This window comes from Micromonospora inositola (assembly GCF_900090285.1).
Taxonomy (GTDB): Bacteria; Actinomycetota; Actinomycetes; order Mycobacteriales; family Micromonosporaceae; genus Micromonospora; species Micromonospora inositola.
The window spans coordinates 1,997,850-2,014,767 of sequence record NZ_LT607754.1 but is presented as its reverse complement, the minus strand read 5'-3'; the positions used below and the strand labels follow the sequence as shown (position 1 = coordinate 2,014,767).

The 16,918-nt window shown below is 73.6% G+C and carries 20 protein-coding genes; 13 read left to right on the top strand and 7 right to left on the bottom strand.

All coding sequences use genetic code 11. From position 1 onward, the window contains the following. The first annotated feature begins 58 nt into the window (after positions 1-58). Complete coding sequence (locus GA0070613_RS09610) at positions 59-943, top strand: DUF5926 family protein (RefSeq protein ID WP_089011971.1); 885 nt, start codon at positions 59-61, stop codon at positions 941-943. A gap of 12 nt (positions 944-955) precedes the next feature. On the opposite strand, the gene GA0070613_RS09605 is transcribed toward GA0070613_RS09610, so the two are convergent. After that, positions 956-2,176: an arginine deiminase gene (locus GA0070613_RS09605; RefSeq protein WP_089011970.1), complete on the bottom strand. Its 1,221-nt coding sequence runs from the start codon at positions 2,174-2,176 to the stop codon at positions 956-958. A 163-nt stretch (positions 2,177-2,339) separates the two neighbouring features. Here GA0070613_RS09605 and GA0070613_RS09600 point away from each other — a divergent pair, with 163 nt between their 5' ends. The 5 genes from GA0070613_RS09600 to pheA all read left to right on the top strand — a co-directional run bounded on the left by GA0070613_RS09600 (position 2,340) and on the right by pheA (position 5,811). Continuing rightward, positions 2,340-3,077, top strand: a complete 738-nt coding sequence (locus GA0070613_RS09600; RefSeq protein ID WP_089011969.1) for a hypothetical protein — start codon at positions 2,340-2,342, stop codon at positions 3,075-3,077. Between the two features lie 230 nt (positions 3,078-3,307). After that, positions 3,308-3,766, top strand: a complete 459-nt coding sequence (locus GA0070613_RS09595; RefSeq protein WP_089011968.1) for a PAS domain-containing protein — start codon at positions 3,308-3,310, stop codon at positions 3,764-3,766. A 74-nt stretch (positions 3,767-3,840) separates the two neighbouring features. Next, positions 3,841-4,230, top strand: coding sequence for an ACT domain-containing protein (locus GA0070613_RS09590; RefSeq protein ID WP_089011967.1), 390 nt, complete (start codon positions 3,841-3,843; stop codon positions 4,228-4,230). 122 nt (positions 4,231-4,352) lie between these two features. Then, a complete protein-coding gene (locus GA0070613_RS09585) occupies positions 4,353-4,844 on the top strand; it encodes a hypothetical protein (protein WP_089015856.1) in 492 nt (163 codons plus the stop codon). Between the two features lie 10 nt (positions 4,845-4,854). Continuing rightward, positions 4,855-5,811 (top strand): prephenate dehydratase, encoded by a 957-nt coding sequence (gene pheA, locus GA0070613_RS09580; protein WP_089015855.1) that lies wholly within the window; start codon positions 4,855-4,857, stop codon positions 5,809-5,811. Between the two features lie 43 nt (positions 5,812-5,854). On the opposite strand, the gene GA0070613_RS09575 is transcribed toward pheA, so the two are convergent. From GA0070613_RS09575 to GA0070613_RS09565, 3 genes are all read right to left on the bottom strand, one after another. Next, complete coding sequence (locus GA0070613_RS09575) at positions 5,855-6,577, bottom strand: AIM24 family protein (RefSeq protein ID WP_089011966.1); 723 nt, start codon at positions 6,575-6,577, stop codon at positions 5,855-5,857. A gap of 87 nt (positions 6,578-6,664) precedes the next feature. Further along, entirely contained in the window at positions 6,665-7,009 is a 345-nt protein-coding gene (locus tag GA0070613_RS09570) for a metallopeptidase family protein (RefSeq protein WP_172875970.1), read from the bottom strand. Positions 7,010-7,156: 147 nt separating this feature from the next. Then, positions 7,157-7,588 carry an OsmC family protein gene (locus GA0070613_RS09565; protein WP_089011965.1) on the bottom strand — a complete coding sequence of 144 codons (432 nt, stop codon included), beginning with the start codon at positions 7,586-7,588 and terminating at the stop codon, positions 7,157-7,159. A gap of 284 nt (positions 7,589-7,872) precedes the next feature. Between GA0070613_RS09565 and GA0070613_RS09560 the strand changes: the two genes are divergently transcribed. The 3 genes from GA0070613_RS09560 (at position 7,873) to GA0070613_RS09550 (ending at position 10,406) form a co-directional block, all read left to right on the top strand. After that, on the top strand, positions 7,873-8,604 hold the full coding sequence (locus GA0070613_RS09560; protein WP_089011964.1) for a hypothetical protein: 732 nt from the start codon (positions 7,873-7,875) through the stop codon (positions 8,602-8,604). A gap of 168 nt (positions 8,605-8,772) precedes the next feature. Further along, a complete protein-coding gene (locus GA0070613_RS09555) occupies positions 8,773-9,594 on the top strand; it encodes an HAD family hydrolase (protein WP_089011963.1) in 822 nt (273 codons plus the stop codon). Next, on the top strand, positions 9,594-10,406 hold the full coding sequence (locus GA0070613_RS09550; RefSeq protein ID WP_089011962.1) for an HAD family hydrolase: 813 nt from the start codon (positions 9,594-9,596) through the stop codon (positions 10,404-10,406). Before GA0070613_RS09555 ends, GA0070613_RS09550 begins: the two co-directional genes overlap by 1 nt. A gap of 41 nt (positions 10,407-10,447) precedes the next feature. On the opposite strand, the gene GA0070613_RS09545 is transcribed toward GA0070613_RS09550, so the two are convergent. After that, entirely contained in the window at positions 10,448-11,044 is a 597-nt protein-coding gene (locus GA0070613_RS09545) for a bacterial proteasome activator family protein (RefSeq protein WP_089011961.1), read from the bottom strand. Between the two features lie 84 nt (positions 11,045-11,128). On the opposite strand from GA0070613_RS09545, the gene GA0070613_RS09540 reads away from it, so the two are divergent. After that, a complete protein-coding gene (locus GA0070613_RS09540; protein ID WP_089011960.1) occupies positions 11,129-11,956 on the top strand; it encodes an alpha/beta hydrolase family protein in 828 nt (275 codons plus the stop codon). A gap of 50 nt (positions 11,957-12,006) precedes the next feature. Beyond that, positions 12,007-13,218, top strand: a complete 1,212-nt coding sequence (locus GA0070613_RS09535; protein WP_089011959.1) for an ABC transporter substrate-binding protein — start codon at positions 12,007-12,009, stop codon at positions 13,216-13,218. Between the two features lie 81 nt (positions 13,219-13,299). Here GA0070613_RS09535 and ddaH read toward each other — a convergent pair whose 3' ends face one another. Further along, on the bottom strand, positions 13,300-14,133 hold the full coding sequence (gene ddaH, locus GA0070613_RS09530; protein ID WP_408630977.1) for a dimethylargininase: 834 nt from the start codon (positions 14,131-14,133) through the stop codon (positions 13,300-13,302). Between the two features lie 59 nt (positions 14,134-14,192). On the opposite strand from ddaH, the gene GA0070613_RS09525 reads away from it, so the two are divergent. Then, the gene (locus GA0070613_RS09525; protein ID WP_089011957.1) at positions 14,193-14,651 is read left to right on the top strand and encodes an Lrp/AsnC family transcriptional regulator; all 459 of its coding nucleotides are present in this window, start codon (positions 14,193-14,195) and stop codon (positions 14,649-14,651) included. A gap of 104 nt (positions 14,652-14,755) precedes the next feature. Beyond that, a complete protein-coding gene (locus tag GA0070613_RS09520) occupies positions 14,756-15,712 on the top strand; it encodes a zinc-binding dehydrogenase (protein ID WP_089011956.1) in 957 nt (318 codons plus the stop codon). Between the two features lie 75 nt (positions 15,713-15,787). Here GA0070613_RS09520 and GA0070613_RS09515 read toward each other — a convergent pair whose 3' ends face one another. Then, complete coding sequence (locus GA0070613_RS09515) at positions 15,788-16,891, bottom strand: T3SS (YopN, CesT) and YbjN peptide-binding chaperone 1 (protein WP_089011955.1); 1,104 nt, start codon at positions 16,889-16,891, stop codon at positions 15,788-15,790. Positions 16,892-16,918 lie beyond the last annotated feature (27 nt).

The following is a 16,918-nucleotide window of genomic DNA, read 5'->3' as shown; positions in this document are numbered from 1 at the left end:
GGCCCCGGGGGCGGGTCCTGCCCACCGCGCGCCGCCCGGGCATCTAGGCTGTCTCGCCGTGAGCAAGCGTCGAAAGAGCCAGCGGGCCGCCGAAGCCACCCCCAAGCGGGAGAAGGTGCGCGACGTCTTCGTACCCCGCCCGTTCGAGGGGCTGGTGGACGAGCCGGAGTGGATCGCCCTGCGCGAGCTGGTCCCGGCCGCGGCCGCGCCGCTGCGGCTGACCCCCGAGCTGGTCGAGGAGTACGGCGACCGCCCGGTCACCCTGGCCACCGTGCTGCCGATGGCCGCCCCGGCGATGACCAAGCCGGACGGGCGGGTCTTCATCGGCCTCCAGCGGCACCAGCAGTCCGGCGACGTCTCCCGGGACCTGGCCGAGGCGCTGCTCTGCGCGCTGCGGACCGAGCCCGGCGGTCAGGTCACCGTGCCGCCGCTGCCCGGTCCGGGCCCCCGCCTCCAGGACGTCCTGGTGGACGGTCCGCTGGAGATCACCATGCACGACGGCTTCGAGTTCTGGCTCGACCCGGGCGCGGCCGACGACCCGACCGTGCAGGCGTCCCTGGAACGCGCCAACGCGGCGATCTACCCGACCGTCCGGCTGGCCGCCGCCCGGGCGGCCTACTGGTGCCAGGTGCCGGAGAAGGCCCACGTGCGCTGGGTGCTGCCGGACGACGAGGACGGCGCGCTGGACGCGCTGTCCCGGCTGAGCGTGGCCGGCACGCTGACCCTCGGGGAGAACACCCGCTTCGCCGGCATGTTCCGGGCGCACGGCCGGCTGGTGCCGGTGTGGGACCTGCCCGAGGAAGCCCCGGCGGGCGAGTGGGAGGCACCGGTGGCCGCGTTCGCCGACCGGTACGCCGAGGCGCTCAAGGAGACCGAGCCGCTGGACGCGGCGGGCCGGCGGGCCCGGCACGGCCTGGTCGGCCGGCAGCTCACCCTCCGCTGACCGGCTTCTGCCTCACAGCTGTACGGGTCGCAGCGGCTGGCGGACCAGCGGGCAGGACATGCAGCGCGGACCGCCGCGGCCGGAGCCCAGCTCGGAGCCGGCGATCGCGATCACCTCGATGCCGGCCCGCTCCAACTGGGCGTTGGTCTCCACGTTGCGCTCGTAGCCCACGCAGAGCCGGGGGGCGAGGGCGAGGGTGTTGTTCCCGTCGTCCCACTGCTCCCGCTCGGCGGTCACCGGGTCCAGGCCGGTGTCGATGACCCGGAGCTGGTCCAGGTCCATCGCGTCGGCGGCGGCGCGCAGGAACGGCGCCGGCCCGTCCACCCGCAGCTCGTCGCCGTCCGCACCGGCGATGACCGTGTACGCCGACAGGGTGCTGGCGATGTTCGGGTACATCAGCACGGCGTCCACGTCGACCATCGTGCAGACGGTGTCCAGGTGCATGGTGGCCCGTTCCTGCGCGATCGGCACCACCAGGATGGTGTGCGCCAGGCCGGCGGCGAAGACCCGCCGGGCGAGCCGTTCCGCGCCGGCCGGGGTGGTCCGCTCGCCCACCCCGACGGCGAGCACGCCCGGCGCCAGCAGCAGCACGTCGCCGCCCTCCAGGTGCTCCAGCTCCGGGTGGTAGACGAACTCGGTGCCGGCGAAGCGCGGGTGGTACCGGTAGATGGCGTCGGTCAGCGTGGTCTCCCGCCGCCGGGCGGGCATGGCCAGGCTGGTCACCCCGACCCGATCGCCGATCCACACCGAGGAGTCCCGGGTGAACAGCAGGTTGGGCAGCGGGTCGATGACGAAGTCGTGCCGGTCCATCAGCGTCCACACCAGGCCGCCGGGGCGGTCCCGGCCGAGCCGCAGCTCCTCGTGGGCGAGCCCGGCGGTGAACACGTCGGCGAGGGTGGCCGGGTCGAGGTAGGCGAGATGGTCGGCGATCCGGCGGCGGAGGGTGTCGCCGAGCCGGGGCGAGCGCAGCACCAGCTCGGTGAGTTCGGCCCGGGCGTCGGCCACGGCGAGCGTCTCGGCCAGCAGGGTGGCCAGGTAGAGCACCTCGACCCCGCGGCCGCGCAGCGCGGCGGCGAACGCGTCGTGCTCCTCCTGCGCCCGGCCCACCCAGGGGATAGCGTCGAAGAGCAACGAGTCGTTGTTGCGTGGGGTGAGCCGGGCGAGTTCCGGTCCGGGGCGGTGCAGCAGCACCGTGCCGAGCCGGGCGACCTCGCTGTCCACGTAGTGGGTCACCTTCGCAGCGTAGGGCAGGCGTTCCCCACCATCCGGAAAAGAAGTGTGAATGAATATGGCATTCATCCACACTCATTCCGGCGCCCCAACTTGCCGAACACCGGGGTCCGCAACGTAGGGTAGCGGAGACATAACTTCGAGGGACCTTTTGCCGGAGGTCGCGATGACTGTCTTTCCCGCTCGTCGAGCCGTACCCACCCGGACACTGCCGCGCGTCGCGGTGCCACAGCCCCGGATCGAGTCCACCTCGGTGCTCGAACCGGCCCGACCGACTCCACTGGAGTGGGCCCGCCGCCGTCGGGCCGAGCGGGACGCCCGCCGGCTGGAGGCGGCCGGGGCCCGTGCCCTGGGCCAACTCGACCACCTCGGTCCGGCCTGGCACGTCATCGAGTGGCCGCGTACGGACGTCGTGGACGTCCTGCTCGACCGCGACCGGGACGACCGGGCGGGCTTCCTGGCCATCGGCCCGAGCGGCCTCTTCGCGGTCACCATCGCCGACCACGGCCGCGCCCGGGTGCTCGTCGCCGGCGATGTCGTGCAGATCAACGGCAAGCGTCCGCCCTATGTGGCCGAGGCGCGCCGGGACGCGAAGCGGGCGGGGAAGGCGCTCTCCGGGGCGGTCGGCCTGCCGATCCCGGTGGCCCCGGTGCTGACCTTCGTCGGCTCCGGCGTGATCAGCGTGTACGGCCTGCCGAAGGACTGCCTGATGGCGACCCACCGGGAGCTGGACCGCCTCCTCGTCGCCGGAGGCAACCGGATCAGCCCCGCCACCGCCGAGAAGCTGTCCCGGGTCGCCCAGCACCCGAGCACCTGGCTCAACGGCACGTACCGTCCAGCAGCCGACTACCGGTGGTACGACGAGGGCCGAACGGCCGCTGACAAGCCGGCCGCCCGCCGGTAACGTCACCGGCGACGCCACGCGGTCCGGCGATCCGCCTCAGCAGTTCCACCGGTCCGCGCCGTCGCCGGCCGCCCGTCACCGGGCACCCGTCACACCGACACCTGTCCCACGGCACCGCTGGTGCCCCGGGCAACCGAGGAGCACCGATCTCCGGTGCGGCCGACGCGGTCGGGCGGTCGTCGCGGCGACCGGATAGCGTGGACAGACCGTCGGTGTACATAGGAGGCGCGGTGGCCCACGTCGAGCTCTCGCTCTCGGAAGTGTTCGCGCCGGCCGCAGGGGCACCGACAGAGCAGGAGTCCGGCAACTTCGGCCAGTGGTCGAGCACGGTCTCCCACGCCGCCGAGCCCTGCCTGCTGATCGACGCCGACACCACGGTGGTGGCCATCTCCGCGTCCGGGTGCGAGCTGCTCTGCCTCGGCGCGCCGGAGGACGTGATCGGGCGGCCGCTGCTGGAGGGTGGTCTGCGCCTGGTCGACTTCACCGCCAACCGGAGCGAGCTGACCGAGCAGGAGACGGACAAGATCCCGCCGCTGCTCGCCCTGCACTCCGGCCGCCTCGCCCGCGGACTCCTCCGGGTCCAGGGGCCCGGGGTCGACGCGCCGGGCACCACCGTCGACGCCATCTCGACGCCGGTGCTCACCGACGGCTCGGTCGCCGGCTCACTCACCTTCTTCTCCGAGGTCTGACCTGCGACAGCGGGTTGCGCTCGCCGCACCCGACGGTGCTGGGGCCGGCCGCGCCGAGGACGTATGGTGCCCTAATGTTCGATGTCGCTCTGTTGCCGGGCGGGTACGCCGTGTGCCGACTACCGGCGGGCTCCAGCCTCTCCCCGACCCTGTGGGGCGGACTGGGCGACCCCGACGTGGTGACGGTGAGCTGGAGCGTTGACGGGATCTCCCTGATCTGCCCCTCCCGCCGCGCGCCGGAACAGGCGGTGGTGGAGACGGACTGGCGGTGCCTGCGGATCGTCGGCCCGCTCGACCTGGCCGTCACCGGCACCCTGGCCGCGCTGGTCGAGCCGCTGGCCCGGGCCCGGGTGAACGTGGTGGCGTTCTCCACGTACGACACCGACCACGTGCTCGTCCCCGCGGTGCGGCTGGTCGAGGCGACGGCCGCGCTGGAGCGGGCGGGGCACCGCGTCCACAAGTGACCTTCGCCCCGCCGCGCCCGATCCTCCCACGATGGGCTCGACCACCCGGCGCAACGACGCCCGCCGATGCCTATGATCGGACCGTGCCACCCACCGCACCCCGGCCCACCATTCGCCGGCGGCTGACCGTCCCGGTCACGCTGCTCGCCCTGCTGCCCCTAGCCGCCTGCGGCACCCCACCGGAGCTGCGCCGACCGGCCCAGCAGACGGCCACCGCCCCGACCGCCACCGGCACCCCGACCGCGCCGACCGCCGCGCCCACCCCGACGTCGCCGATCACGCCGACGGCCACCCCCACCAGCGCCGAGATGGTCGCCGTGCCCTGCCCGGCCGGCCCGTCCGGGGACCGGGTGGTCTCGCTGCTGCGCGGTGCGGCCCGGGTCCTGCCCCGGGACGTCCGGGTCCGGGTCCGGACCGGGCCGCTCTGCGCCGGGGACTGGCAGTACACCGTGCTCGACGTGACCGGGCACGAGGAGCTGCAGGTGGTCACCCGGGGCCGGCCGGACGCGCTGGAGCTGGTCACCGCCGGGACGGACGTCTGCGCGGCGCAGGTACGCGCCGCCGGACCGCCCGGCATCCGGACGCTGGCCTGCGACGGCACTCCGGGTGCGTAGGCTGGTCGCCATGCCCGGAACACCGCCGACCCGCTACGTCTACCTGGGGCCCGAGGGCACCTTCGCCGAGCAGGCGCTGCGTACGGTGCCCGCCGCCGAGCGGGGCAGCCGTACGCCGGCCCGCAGCGTCGGTGAGGCGCTGGACAGCGTACGGGCGGGGGACGCCGACGCCGCCCTGGTGCCGCTGGAGAACTCGATCGGCGGCGCGGTCGGGGTGACCCTCGACGAGATGGCCGAGGGCGAGCCGTTGGTGATCACCCGCGAGGTGATCCTGCCGGTGGAGTTCGTGCTGGCCGCCCGGCCGGGGACGGCGCTCGCCGAGGTGTGGAGCGTGGCCGCCCACCCGCAGGCCTCCACCCAGTGCCGCAACTGGCTCCGCGACCACCTGCCCGACGCGACGGTGGTCGACGTGCTCTCCAACGGCGCCGCCGCGGCCGGCGCGGCCAGCGGCGAGTACGACGCGGCCATCTGCGCCCCGATCGGGGCGGCCCGGCACCGGCTGACCGTGCTCGCCGACAAGATCGCCGACCACCCGGACGCGGTCACCCGGTTCGCCCTGGTCTGCCGCCCCGGCCCGCCGCCGCCGCCGACCGGGGACGACGTCACCTCGCTGGCCGTCTATATCGCCCACGACCGGGTGGGCGCCCTGCTGTCGGTGCTGATGGAGCTGGCCGTCCGGGGGATCAACCTGACCCGGATCGAGTCCCGCCCGACCGGCGAGGCGCTCGGCCGGTACGTCTTCTTCCTCGACTGCACCGGCCACGTCGCCGACGTCCGGCTGGGCGAGGCGCTGCAGGGGCTGCGCCGGGTGTGCGCCGATGTGCGCTTCCTCGGGTCGTACCCCCGGCACCGCTGGAGCGAGGCGGCGGCCGAACGGCCGGTCCCCGCACCGGCCGGACTCTCCGACGCCGATTACGCCGACGCGGCGGCCTGGCTGGCCCGGCTGCGCGCCGGCGAGCTGAGCTGACGGTCGCGGGACGCCCGGTCGGGGCGCCCCGCGGACCGGACGGTCACTGCAGCAGGCCGCCGAGCAGGCCGCCCTGCTGCTGCTGGGCGCCGCTGCCCTGCACCGGTGGCTCCTCGGAGGGCTGCACCACGACGAAGCCCTGACCGGCGAAGCTCATGGTGAACGCCTCACCGGTGCTGCGGCCGAGCAGCGTGCCCAGGCCGAGCTGCTCGGCCCGGTGGTAGCCGGTCTGGAGGTTGGCCGACCAGCAGACCGCGGCCTGCGGGTCGACGTAGGTCGGCTGGTCGACGTTGAGCACCACCGGGGTGCCCTTGGTGGTGATCGCGATCCGGCCGTGGCCGGTGAAGACGCAGTTGAACAGGCCGGACGAGGACGCCATGCCGGCGCCGCCGACCATCTTGATGTCGTACTGGAGGGTGGAGTCGAAGGCGAGCACGCTGGAGCCGTTGATCGACAGGGCGTCGCCGGGCTCCAGGTCGATGATGTGCACGTCCTTGGCCAGCTCGGCGAGGAAGACGTCGCCCCGGCCGGAGAGCTTCATCAGCGGGACGCCCTCGCCGGTCAGGCGCTGCTTGATGAACTTGCCGATCCCGCCGGAGCCGAGCGCCTGGAACTGCACCTGCCCCTGGTACGCGACCATGGACCCGACCCGGGCCATCGCCTCGCCGTTCAGCTCGATCTTCAGCATCTTGGAGTTCTGCAGCCGCATGCCCGGCTGCTGGGACTCCTTCTCAAGGTTCTCCGCGGAGAACAGCGCGCTGCGCATGGGTTTCCTCCTGCATCGGGGTGTGCCTCTCCCGCAGGTTAGGGGAGCCGCGCAACGGCCGGCATGGGCCGAGCGGGGCGGGCGCGGTCAGCCCCAGCCGAGCGCGTGCAGCCGGGCGTCGTCGATGCCGAAGTGGTGGGCGATCTCGTGCACCACGGTCACCGCCACCTCGTCGACGACGTCCTCCTCCGTGTCGCAGATCCGCAGGATCGGGCGCCGGTAGATGAGGATGCGGTCCGGGAGGACCCCGGAGTAGTCCCAACCGCGGTTGGTCAGCGCGTGGCCCTCGTAGAGGCCGAGCAGGTTCTCGCCCGGGGGCGGATCATCCTCCACCAGGATCACCACGTTGCTCATCAGCCCGAGCAGCTCCTCGGGCACCTCGTCGAGGGCCTCGCCGACCAACTCCTCGAACCGCTCACGGCTCATCTCCACCGGCACGCCCCCATCCTCCCCGCCCCGGGCGCGTTCCCACCCATCAAGATCACTGGAAAATCACGGAAAGAGTGCTCATCAGCATGCGGATGGGCACTCTTTCCGTGCAGGCGTGGCCCGGGGGTCGCCGAAGGGCGACCGGCCGGGTCAGGAGGCGAGGCGGGCGGTGAGGCTGATCTGCGCGCCCGGGGAGAGCAGCCGGGAGATCGGGCAGTTCTCCTTGGCGGCCTCGGCCAGCTTGGTGAACTGGGCCTCGTCCATTCCCGCGACCTGGCCGACCGTCTCCAGGTCGATCCGGGTCACGGTCATGCCCGCGTCGGTCTTGTCGAAGTGGACCTTGGCGGTGGTCTCCACCGAGGTGTCGGTCGCGCCCGCGTCGGCGAGCTGCTTGGAGAGGGCCATCGAGAAGCAGGCGGAGTGCGCGGCACCGATCAGCTCCTCCGGGTTGGTCCCCTCGCCCTCCTCGAAGCGCGACTTGAACGAGTAGTTCCCGGTGAGCCCGCCCTTGCCGGTGCGGACGGTCCCGGCACCCTCGGTGAGGTTGCCCTGCCAACGTGCGGAAGCGGTACGGATAGGCATGCTCTGACGCTAGTGCGGTGTCCACCAACGTTCAACGTGTTCCTGTCGGTTGTCGTGGATCCTCACCTTTGGAGTGAGCGACTCCCCGCCGGGTGGTGGGGCGGGCCTCCACGGGCCGACGACGAGGCATGAAACACCACCGGTACGACACTTCGGATCGCCCCGGTGGTGCGGAACGAGCGGGTGTGCGGGAACCGGTCGGGATCCGTGGGACTTGCGGGACCCTTCGCCGCGTGTCAGCTGTGCCATGATTCGGCACAGGCCCGCGTGCGGAAGGGTGGCCGATGTCTCAGGATCTCCCCATCCCCAGGCAGGACGACCGGTCCGACGGGACGACCGTCGTGGAATGGGGCGACGAAGAGCCCACCCCGCCCGGCCGGGTCGGCCGCTCCCTGGCCGGACTGCGGCGGGACCACCGGCTGCCGCTGGTGCTGGCCGGGCTCGGCGCGGTGGCCGCGATCGCCTCGCTGATCGGCGAGTGGCTGGTGATGACGGTGCCGAACGGCGACTCGGAGGGGAACACCTCGATCCGGGTCCCGGGCGGGGTGGCCGACGTGGGCGGCTTCGGCGCCGGCTACCTGGTGGGCCTGCTCGGCCTCGCGGTGGCGGTGGCGCTGGCCCTGCGCGGCACCCCCGCCGTCCGGTCCAACGCCCGGGTGGCCGGCCTCGGCCTCGCGGTGGCGGTGCTCGCCGTGCTGACCGCGACCGCGCTCTCCCTCGACGACGCGGGCCAGCGGACGCTGTTCTACCCCTCGGAGGCGGGGGTCCGGGTCGACTACGGCCGCGGTCTGGTGACCGCTTTCCTGGCCACCGTCCTGCTCGCGGCCGCGCTGCACCTGTCCGGCCAGACCGCGCCCGCGGGGGCCGCCGCCGAGCCCGGCGCGGAGCCGGAGCCCGGGCCGCTGGGGCGGGGTCGCCGGCGGGAGCGGCGGCGGGCGGACGACCTCCTGCCCGCACCGGCCGACCTGACGGTCGAGCCCACCGTGCCGTTCGCCCGCGGCGAGCCGCCGGCCTGAGCGAAGCTCCGGACCGTCACCGGACGGTCGCCGCGGGTTGGTGCCCGATTCGCCGGGAAGCCATGGATGCGACCTGTTCCGCGAGGTACGGTTGCTGCCCGCCGTTCATGGGCCGAGGCACCGACGACCAGGACGGCTGGCGCGACGGCGGCGGGCGAAGGAGGAACGATGACCCGCCCGGGCCTGCCCAAGCTGATCGCCACCGACCTCGACGGGACGCTCGTCCGCAGCGACGAGACCGTCTCCGCGTACACCCACGAGGTGCTCGACCGGGTGCGGGCCGCCGGGATCCCGGTGGTCGGCGCGACCGGTCGCGGACCGCGCCTGACCGAGCTGACCCGCAACGACATCCGCGCCGCCGACTTCCTGGTGATGGCCGGCGGGGGACGGGTGGTCGACCAGAGCGATCCGGCCGGCCCCGTGGTGCTGCGCGACGAACGCCTCCCCGGTGAGGTGCTCGCCCGGCTCCTCGCCGACCTGGAGGCGGCGGTCGGCCCGCTCACCGTCATGGTCGAGGCCTCCGACGAGCACGACGCCCCGCTCTGGGGTGACTACCACCCGAGCTGGCCCTACCCGGACCGGTTCGAGGCACGCAGCCGCGCGGAGTGCGTCTCCTCCGACGTGATCAAGGCGTTCGCCCGGACCGCCGACCACCACGTCGACGAGCTGCTGGCCACGGCCCGCAGGATCGTCCCGCCGGAGACGGCCACGCTCACCCAGGCCGGGCTCGGCTTCATCGAGATCTGCCCGCCCGGGGTGGACAAGTCGACCGGGCTCAGCGTGGTCGCGCAGACCCTCGGGGTCGACCCGGCCGAGGTGCTGGTCTTCGGCGACATGCCCAACGACCTGCCGATGTTCGCCTGGGCGGGGTGGGCGCGGGTGGCGGTCGCCAACGCCCACCCGGAGGTCCGCGCCGCGGCCGACGAGGTGACCCTGCGCAACGACGACGACGGCGTCGCGGTCTACCTGGACCGACTACTGTCCCGGTGATGGGAGAGGCACCTCGGCTGATCGCGACGGACATCGACGGCACCCTGCTCCGGGACGACCGGACGCTCAGCCCGCACACCGCGGCGGTGCTGGCCCGGATCTCCGCGCAGGGCACGCCGGTCGTGCTGGTCACCGGCCGGCCCATCCGCTGGCTCCAGCTGGTGTACGACCAGCTCGCCGAGCCGCTCCCGGCGATCTGCGCCAACGGCGCGGTGGTGTACGACCCGGTCGCCGACGAGGTGCTGCGGGCCGACCCGCTCGCCCCGGAGCTACTGGCGGAGGTGGCCCGGCGGCTGCGGGCCGAGGTGCCCGGGGTGAGCTTCGCGGTGGAGATCGTGGACAGCCGGCACATGCGGCACGAGGCGCACTACCCGCTGCGCTGGGACGCCGACCACGAAGCCATCCGGGCGGTCGAGTCCCCCGAGGAGCTGCTCTCCGCCCCGGCGGTCAAGCTGCTGGCCCGGGCCGGCGAGCAGGACCCGGACGCGTTCGTGCAGCTGGTGGCGGGGGCGCTGGCGGGGCTGGCCGAGGCGACCCACTCGTCGTACACCGGGCTGGTGGAGATCTCCGCCGCCGGGGTGACCAAGGCGGCCGGGCTGGCCTGGTACTGCGCCCGGCTCGGCATCGACGAGCGGGACGTGCTGGCCTTCGGCGACATGCCGAACGACGTGCCGATGCTGACCTGGGCCGGCCGGGCGGTGGCGGTCGCCAACGCGCACCCCGCCGTCCTGGAGATCGCCGACGAGGTGACGGCGGCGAACTCCGCGGACGGCGTGGCCGCGTACCTGGAGAAGGTCTTCGGGGTGGGCTGAGCGGTCCGGGCCGCCCGCGTGCGCGCGGTGCCCGGGCCTGGTCAGAGGTACTGGCCTGTGCCGTGCCCCTCGCCGCCCTGCGGCTGGCCCATGCCGGGCATCCCCGGCATGACCCCGGTGGGGCCGCTGGGCAGCGCCTGCCGGCCGGACCGCATCTGCTCCAGCTGCACCCGGGCGGCCATCTGCTGGGCGACCAGGGCCGCCTGGATGCCGTGGAACAGGCCCTCCAGCCAGCCCACCAGCTGGGCGTGAGCGATCCGCAGCTCGCTCTCGCTGGGCGCCTTGTCCTCGGTGAAGGGAAGCGAGATCCGCTCCAGCTCCTCGCGCAGCTCGGGGGCGAGCCCCTCCTTCAGCTCGACGATCGAGCGCTCGTGGATCTCGCGCATCCGGTGCCGGCTGGCGTCGTCGAGCGGCGCCGCCTTCACCTCCTCCAGCAGCTGCTTGATCATGCTGCCGATCCGCATCACCTTGGCCGGCTGCTCCACGAGGCGGGTGGGGTCCTCGCCCAGCCCCTCCTCGGTCTGCACGGTGCCGACCGGCCGGCCGTCGGGACCGACCACCACCACCGTGCCGGGGATCCCGTCGGTGCCCTGCTCGTCGTTCTGTCCACCGGAAGGCGCTTCGGTCATGGGTCCCATCTTTACCCAGCGCCCGCCACCCGCGCGCGCCGGGACCGGGTCCCGGGCCCGAACCACCCGGCCGGGCGCGCTACCGTCCCGGTCATGCCCGCAGACCCGCGCGCCGTGCTGACCCGGCCCGCCCCGGCGCCGGACGTCACGGTCGCCTACGGCGACCATCCCGAACAGGTCGCCGACCTGCGCCGGCCCGCCGGCGACGGCCCGGCCCGGCCGCTGGTCGTCGTGGTGCACGGCGGGTTCTGGCGGACGGAGTATGACCGTAGTCACACCGGCCCGATGGCGGCGGCGCTCGCCGCGCTGGGCCACCCGGTCGCCCAGGTCGAGTACCGGCGCACCGGCCAGCCCGACGGGGGCTGGCCGCACACGCTGACCGACGTGCTGGCCGGGGTGGCCGCGCTGCCCGGGCTGGCCGCCACCGCGATGCCGGACCGGGTGGCTCCCGTACCGCCGATCCTGGTGGGCCACTCGGCCGGCGGTCACCTGGCGCTGTACGTCGCGGCGCACGCGCCGGAGACGGTCGGCGGCGTGCTGGCGCTGGCCCCGGTCGCCGACCTCGCCGAGGCGTACCGGCTGGACCTGGACTCGGGGGCGGTGGCCGTGCTGCTCGGCGGCGGCCCGGCGGACGTGCCCGACCGGTACGCGGCGGCCGATCCATCGACGTTGGTGCCGATTCGGGTACGGAGCGTAGTTGTGCACGGCGGCCAGGACCGCCAGGTGCCGGTGGGGATGAGCCGCTCCTGGGTCGCCGCGGCCCGGGCCGCCGGCTCCCCCGCCACCCTTGTCGAGCTGCCTGAATGCGAGCATTTCGGGCTGATCGCGCCGGACTCCGCGGCCTGGCCCCGGGTGGTCGACGCGTTGCGGTCCCTGCACGATGATCTTCCTGGCATTGACGCAGCGTCGCCGACCAGGTAGAACGCCGAAGGGGCGATGAGCCCCTGCAACGTTTTTTCGGAAGGAAATCGGTGTCGCAGATGAACCGCAGGCGGGCACTTCAACTGCTGGCCGCGCTCGGTACCAGCGGACTGGCGGCCGGCTGCGGCTCCGACTCCGGGGGGACGGCCGCCGGCTCCGGCAACCCGATCAAGATCGGGCTGATCGTGCCCGGCAAGGGCGCGAACAAGGCGATCGGCGAAGAGATCACCAACGGTTTCCAGCTCTTCCTCAGCCTCAACGACCAGCGCCTGGGCGGGCACCCGGTGACCGTGGTGTCCGCCGAGGAGGGTGAGAACGCCAAGAGCGGGCAGGCCGCCGTCGACCGCCTGCTCAAGGAGGGCGTCCTGGCGCTCACCGGCGTGGTCAGCTCCGCCGTCATGCTGGGCATCCGGGACAGCGTCGAGCAGGCGCGGGTGCCCCTGATCGGCTCGAACGCCTCCCCGACCAGCCTGCAGAGCGTCGTCTACATCTGGCGCACCTCGTACGTGCTCGACGAACCCGGCCGGGCGCTCGGCCAGTACCTCCACGAGACCCTGCCCGCCACCAGCCGGATCGCCATCATCGCCCCCGACAGCCCGAGCAGCCGGGACGTCATCGGCGGCTTCCGGAAGGGCTACGAGGTGAACGGCCGCCGCATCGCCGACGAGCCGATCCTCACCACCGACGACCCCACCCCCGGCAAGGGGACGTACGTCGACGCCATCGGCCGGGCGCTGGCGCCGGGCCGCCGGCCCGACGTGATCTTCTGCCACTACGCCGGCCCGGCCGCGGTCCAGTTCGTCAAGCAGGTCTACGACGAGGGCTACCGCGGCCGGATCTACGCCCCCGGGTTCCTCACCGAGGGCACGGTGCTCACCGACCTGGAGAGCGAGGACGCCACGATCGAGAAGTACGGCATCGAGACCGCGCTCAACTACTCGGCCGATCTCAACAACACGGCCAACCGGGTGTTCGCCTCGGCGTACCGCAAGACGTACCACGCCTCCCCGACCACCTACGCGATGGCCTCGTACGACGCCGCGCAGGTGCTCGACAAGGCGATCCGGCTGGTCGGCGGGGACCCCACCCCGCAACAGGTCAACCTGGCGCTGGGCAAGATCGGCCAGGTCGACAGCCCGCGCGGGCCCTGGCAGTTCAACCAGCCGCGCACCCCGCAGCAGAAGTGGTACCTGCGCCGGGTCCAGCACGACGGCCAGCTGCTCTCCAACGTCGTGATCAACGAGCTGGCCACGCTCGGCTGAGCCGAGCCCCGGTACGCCGACGGGCCGGCCTCCCCTGCGGGAGGCCGGCCCGTCGTGTGCTCGGCGTGTGCTGCGGGACGGTCAGTGGCGCAGCTCGGCGATGCAGCACTTCACGCTGCCGCCGCCCTTCTTCAGCTCGGCCAGCTCCACCGGGACCGGGTGGTATCCGGCGGCCTTCAACTTGCCCGCCAGCCGGTTGGCCTCGCTGTTGAGCACGACGTTGAGGCCGTCGCTGACCAGGTTGAGACCGAAGGCCAGGGCGTCCTCGTCGTCCGCGATGACCGCGTCCGGGAAGAGCTGGGCGAGCACCTTCTGGCTGGCCACCGAGAAGGCGCCCGGGTAGTAGACGACGTTGGCGTCGTCGATCGACGCGAGCGCCACGTCCAGGTGGTAGAAGCGCGGGTCGACCAGGCGAAGCGAGACCACCGGGCGGCCGAGCGCCTCCTGCGCCTCGGCGTGCGCCGGCAGCTCGGTGCGGAAGCCGTGGCCGGCGAGGATCAGGCCGCCGTGCGCCTCCGGCAGGTACGCGAAGTCGCCCTCGCCCTCGTTGGTCTCGCTCGGCGCGATGAACCGCCAGCCCTGCGCCTCGTAGAACCCCCGGTGCGCGGCGGCCTCGGCGGCCCGCTGCTCGTGCTTGAACTGGGCGCCGTAGGCGGTGCCGTCCACCACGAAGGCGCCGTTGGCCGCGTAGACCATGTCGGGCAGCCCGCGCTCGGGGGTGAGCAGGTGCACCTCATGGCCGAGGCCGACGAGCGTCTCCCGCAGGCGGTCCCACTGCTTGACCGCCAGCTCGGCGTCGACCGGCGCGGTCACGTCCATCCACGGGTTGATGGCGTACTCGACCGCGAAGTGCTCGGGCGAGCACATGAGATATGTCCGCTTTCGCGGGACTCGCTGCTGGTTCACGGTCACCAAGAGTAGGTACGGTACAACTTTGGTAACAGCCACAACCATTGCTTCCCAGAGGCGGAACGTTGCAGATCGACGCGGTTGACCAGCGAATCATTGCGTTGCTCGTGGCGGATGCCCGTGCGTCGTACGCGGACATCGGCACTCGGGTATCACTCTCCGCCCCCGCCGTCAAGCGACGGGTCGACCGACTCCGATCCGCCGGGGTGATCCGGGGGTTCACCGCGGTGGTCGACCCGGCCGCCGTCGGCTGGACGACCGAGGCCTTCGTCGAGCTGTTCTGCGCCGGCCGGACCACCCCGGCGCAGATCGGGGCGGCCGCCCGGCGGCACCCCGAGGTGGTCGGCGCGTACACCGTCTCGGGGGAGGCAGACGCGCTGGTGCACCTGCGGGCCGCCGACATCTCCCACCTGGAGGAGGCGTTGGAACGGCTGCGGGCCGAGTCCTTCGTGACCTCCTCCCGCAGCACCATCGTCCTGTCCCGGCTGGTCGAGTCGCCCGGCGTCGGCCCCTCCGGCGGCTGACCGTCCCGCCCGGCGGCTGCCCGGTCGCCGGGTGCGGGTGCCCGGGTTGACCTCGACCTGGGTTGAGGTTGTTCAGTGGGTGCGGGACTGCGGAAGGGGGACACGTGCGCGCGGTGTGGCTGCGGGAGTTCGGGGGTCCGGAGGTGCTGGTGCCGGGGCCCGCGCCGGATCCGGTGCCCGGACCGGGGCAGGTTCTGGTCGAGGTGGCCCACGCCAACCTCACCTTCGTGGAGACCATGTTCCGGGCGACCGGCTTCGGGCCGTTCCCCGCCACGCCGCCGCTGATCCCCGGCAACGGGGTCGGCGGCGTGATCGCCGCCGTCGGTCCCGACGTCGACCCGGAGCTGATCGGACGGCGGGTGGTCAGTGGGACCGGTGGCTCGGGAGGCTACGCCGAGCGGGTGGTGGTGGACCGGGACCTCCCCGTCGAGGTACCCGCCGGGCTGCCGCTGGACGAGGCGGTCGCGGTGTTCGCCGACGGCCGTACCGCCACGATGCTGGCGCACACGGCGCGACCGCGGCCCGGCGAGCGGGTGCTGGTCGAGGCGGCGGCGGGCGGGGTCGGCACCCTGCTGGCGCAGCTCGCGGCGGCGGCCGGCGCGCGGGTCGTCGCCGCCGCCGGGGGTGCCCGGAAGGTCGCCCTGCTGCGCGAGCGCGGCCTCGACCTGGTGGTGGACTACCTCCAACCGGACTGGACCGACCAGGTCCGGGCGGCCACCGGCGGGGTGGACGTGGTCTTCGACGGGGTCGGCGGCCCGCTGGCGCGGGCCGCGTTCGACCTGCTGCACGCGGGCGGGCGGATGCTGAGCTTCGGGCTGGCCAGCGGCGCCTGGGCGGAGCTGCCGGCCGACCTCGTGGCGGACCGGGGAGTGACCCTGCTCCGCCCGACCGCCGACCCGGCGGCGCTGCGCGGGTTCACCGAACGGGCGCTGGCCGAGGCGGCGGCCGGGCGGCTGCGACCGCTGATCGGGCAGCGCTTCCCGCTGGAACGGGCAGCCGAGGCGCATGCCGCGATGGGAGCGCGGGCCACCGTCGGCAAGACCCTCCTCGACCTCCACTGACCGACGCCACCCGCGCCCGCCGGGGCCCCGCCCGGAGTCGCGATCCCGCCCCCGACCCGTCGGAGCGGCGGGCGGTCAGAGGTACATGCCGGTGCGGTGCTCGCCCTGCGAGCGGGCCGGCTTGTCCCCCTCGCCGAAGAAGCGCTTGCCGCCGAACTCGCCGTGCAGCCGGTCGTCCAGTTCGTCGGCCAGCCCGGTCATCACCTGGACGGCGAGCATCAGGTGGGTGGCCTGGAAGTTCCGGCCGAACACCGGGATGGAGGCCCAGACCGTGTCGTCGGCGCAGTAGAGCCGGCCGATCGGCATCCGGTTGGTCAGCTCGGAGAGCTTCACGTAGAGGCGCTCGGTCGGCTCGACCTCGGTGAGCACCGGGGAGAAGACGTCGACCAGGGGCGGGTTGTCGCGTACCCGGACGAAGACCATGGCCGAGCCGGCCCGGATGTTGATGTCGCCGTCCGAGTCGATCTGCACCTGGTCGGACTCCGACTTGAGCATGGTGGAGACGACCGTGCGGACGCGCTCCTCGAGCGCCAGCACGTCGTTCTCGCCGGCCTGGGCGGTCGCCGCCGCGGCCAGCGCCTCGTCGAGATCGGCCTCCACGTCCCGGGCCGAGCCGAACTCGCTGCGCGCGGTGCCCATCGGCGCCACCGGCAGCGGCTCCCCCTCGGCGTCGTGCACCAGGTAGACGAGGAAGGCGGGGTGCGGCGCGCCGTAGACGTCGCGGAGGGTGCGGGAGAGGACCGCCGCCAGGCGAGTGGCCTCGGAGGCGGCGCAGTCCAGGCCGAACTGCTCGCCGGAGCCCTCGACCACGCCGGGCGGGGACCAGCCGAGCGCGATCATGTCGGCCACGGCGGCCCGGTCCAGCCGGTAGCCCTGCGGCAGGGTGGCGTTGCCGACCGCCCGGGCGGCGATCCTGCCCTCCGCGCCGGCGTCCACGCTGATCGAGTAGACGGCGTTCCCGGTGCCCGAGGCGGTGGGGTCGAGGGTCACCTCCACGTGCGCGCCAGTGGGCAGGTCGCGCAGCCGCTCGGCCAGCGCGCGGGCGAACTCCCGCCAGGCCTCGGTCACCTTCGCCCGCAGGTCGGCAGTGGTCGGCTCGTCCAGCAGGATCGACTCGTACTGCTCCGGCGCACCGCCGGCCGGGTCATCCGTCGGCATCGAGGGGTGGTCTGCCGTCATGATCGCCTCCGTCCGTCATGGTCACCC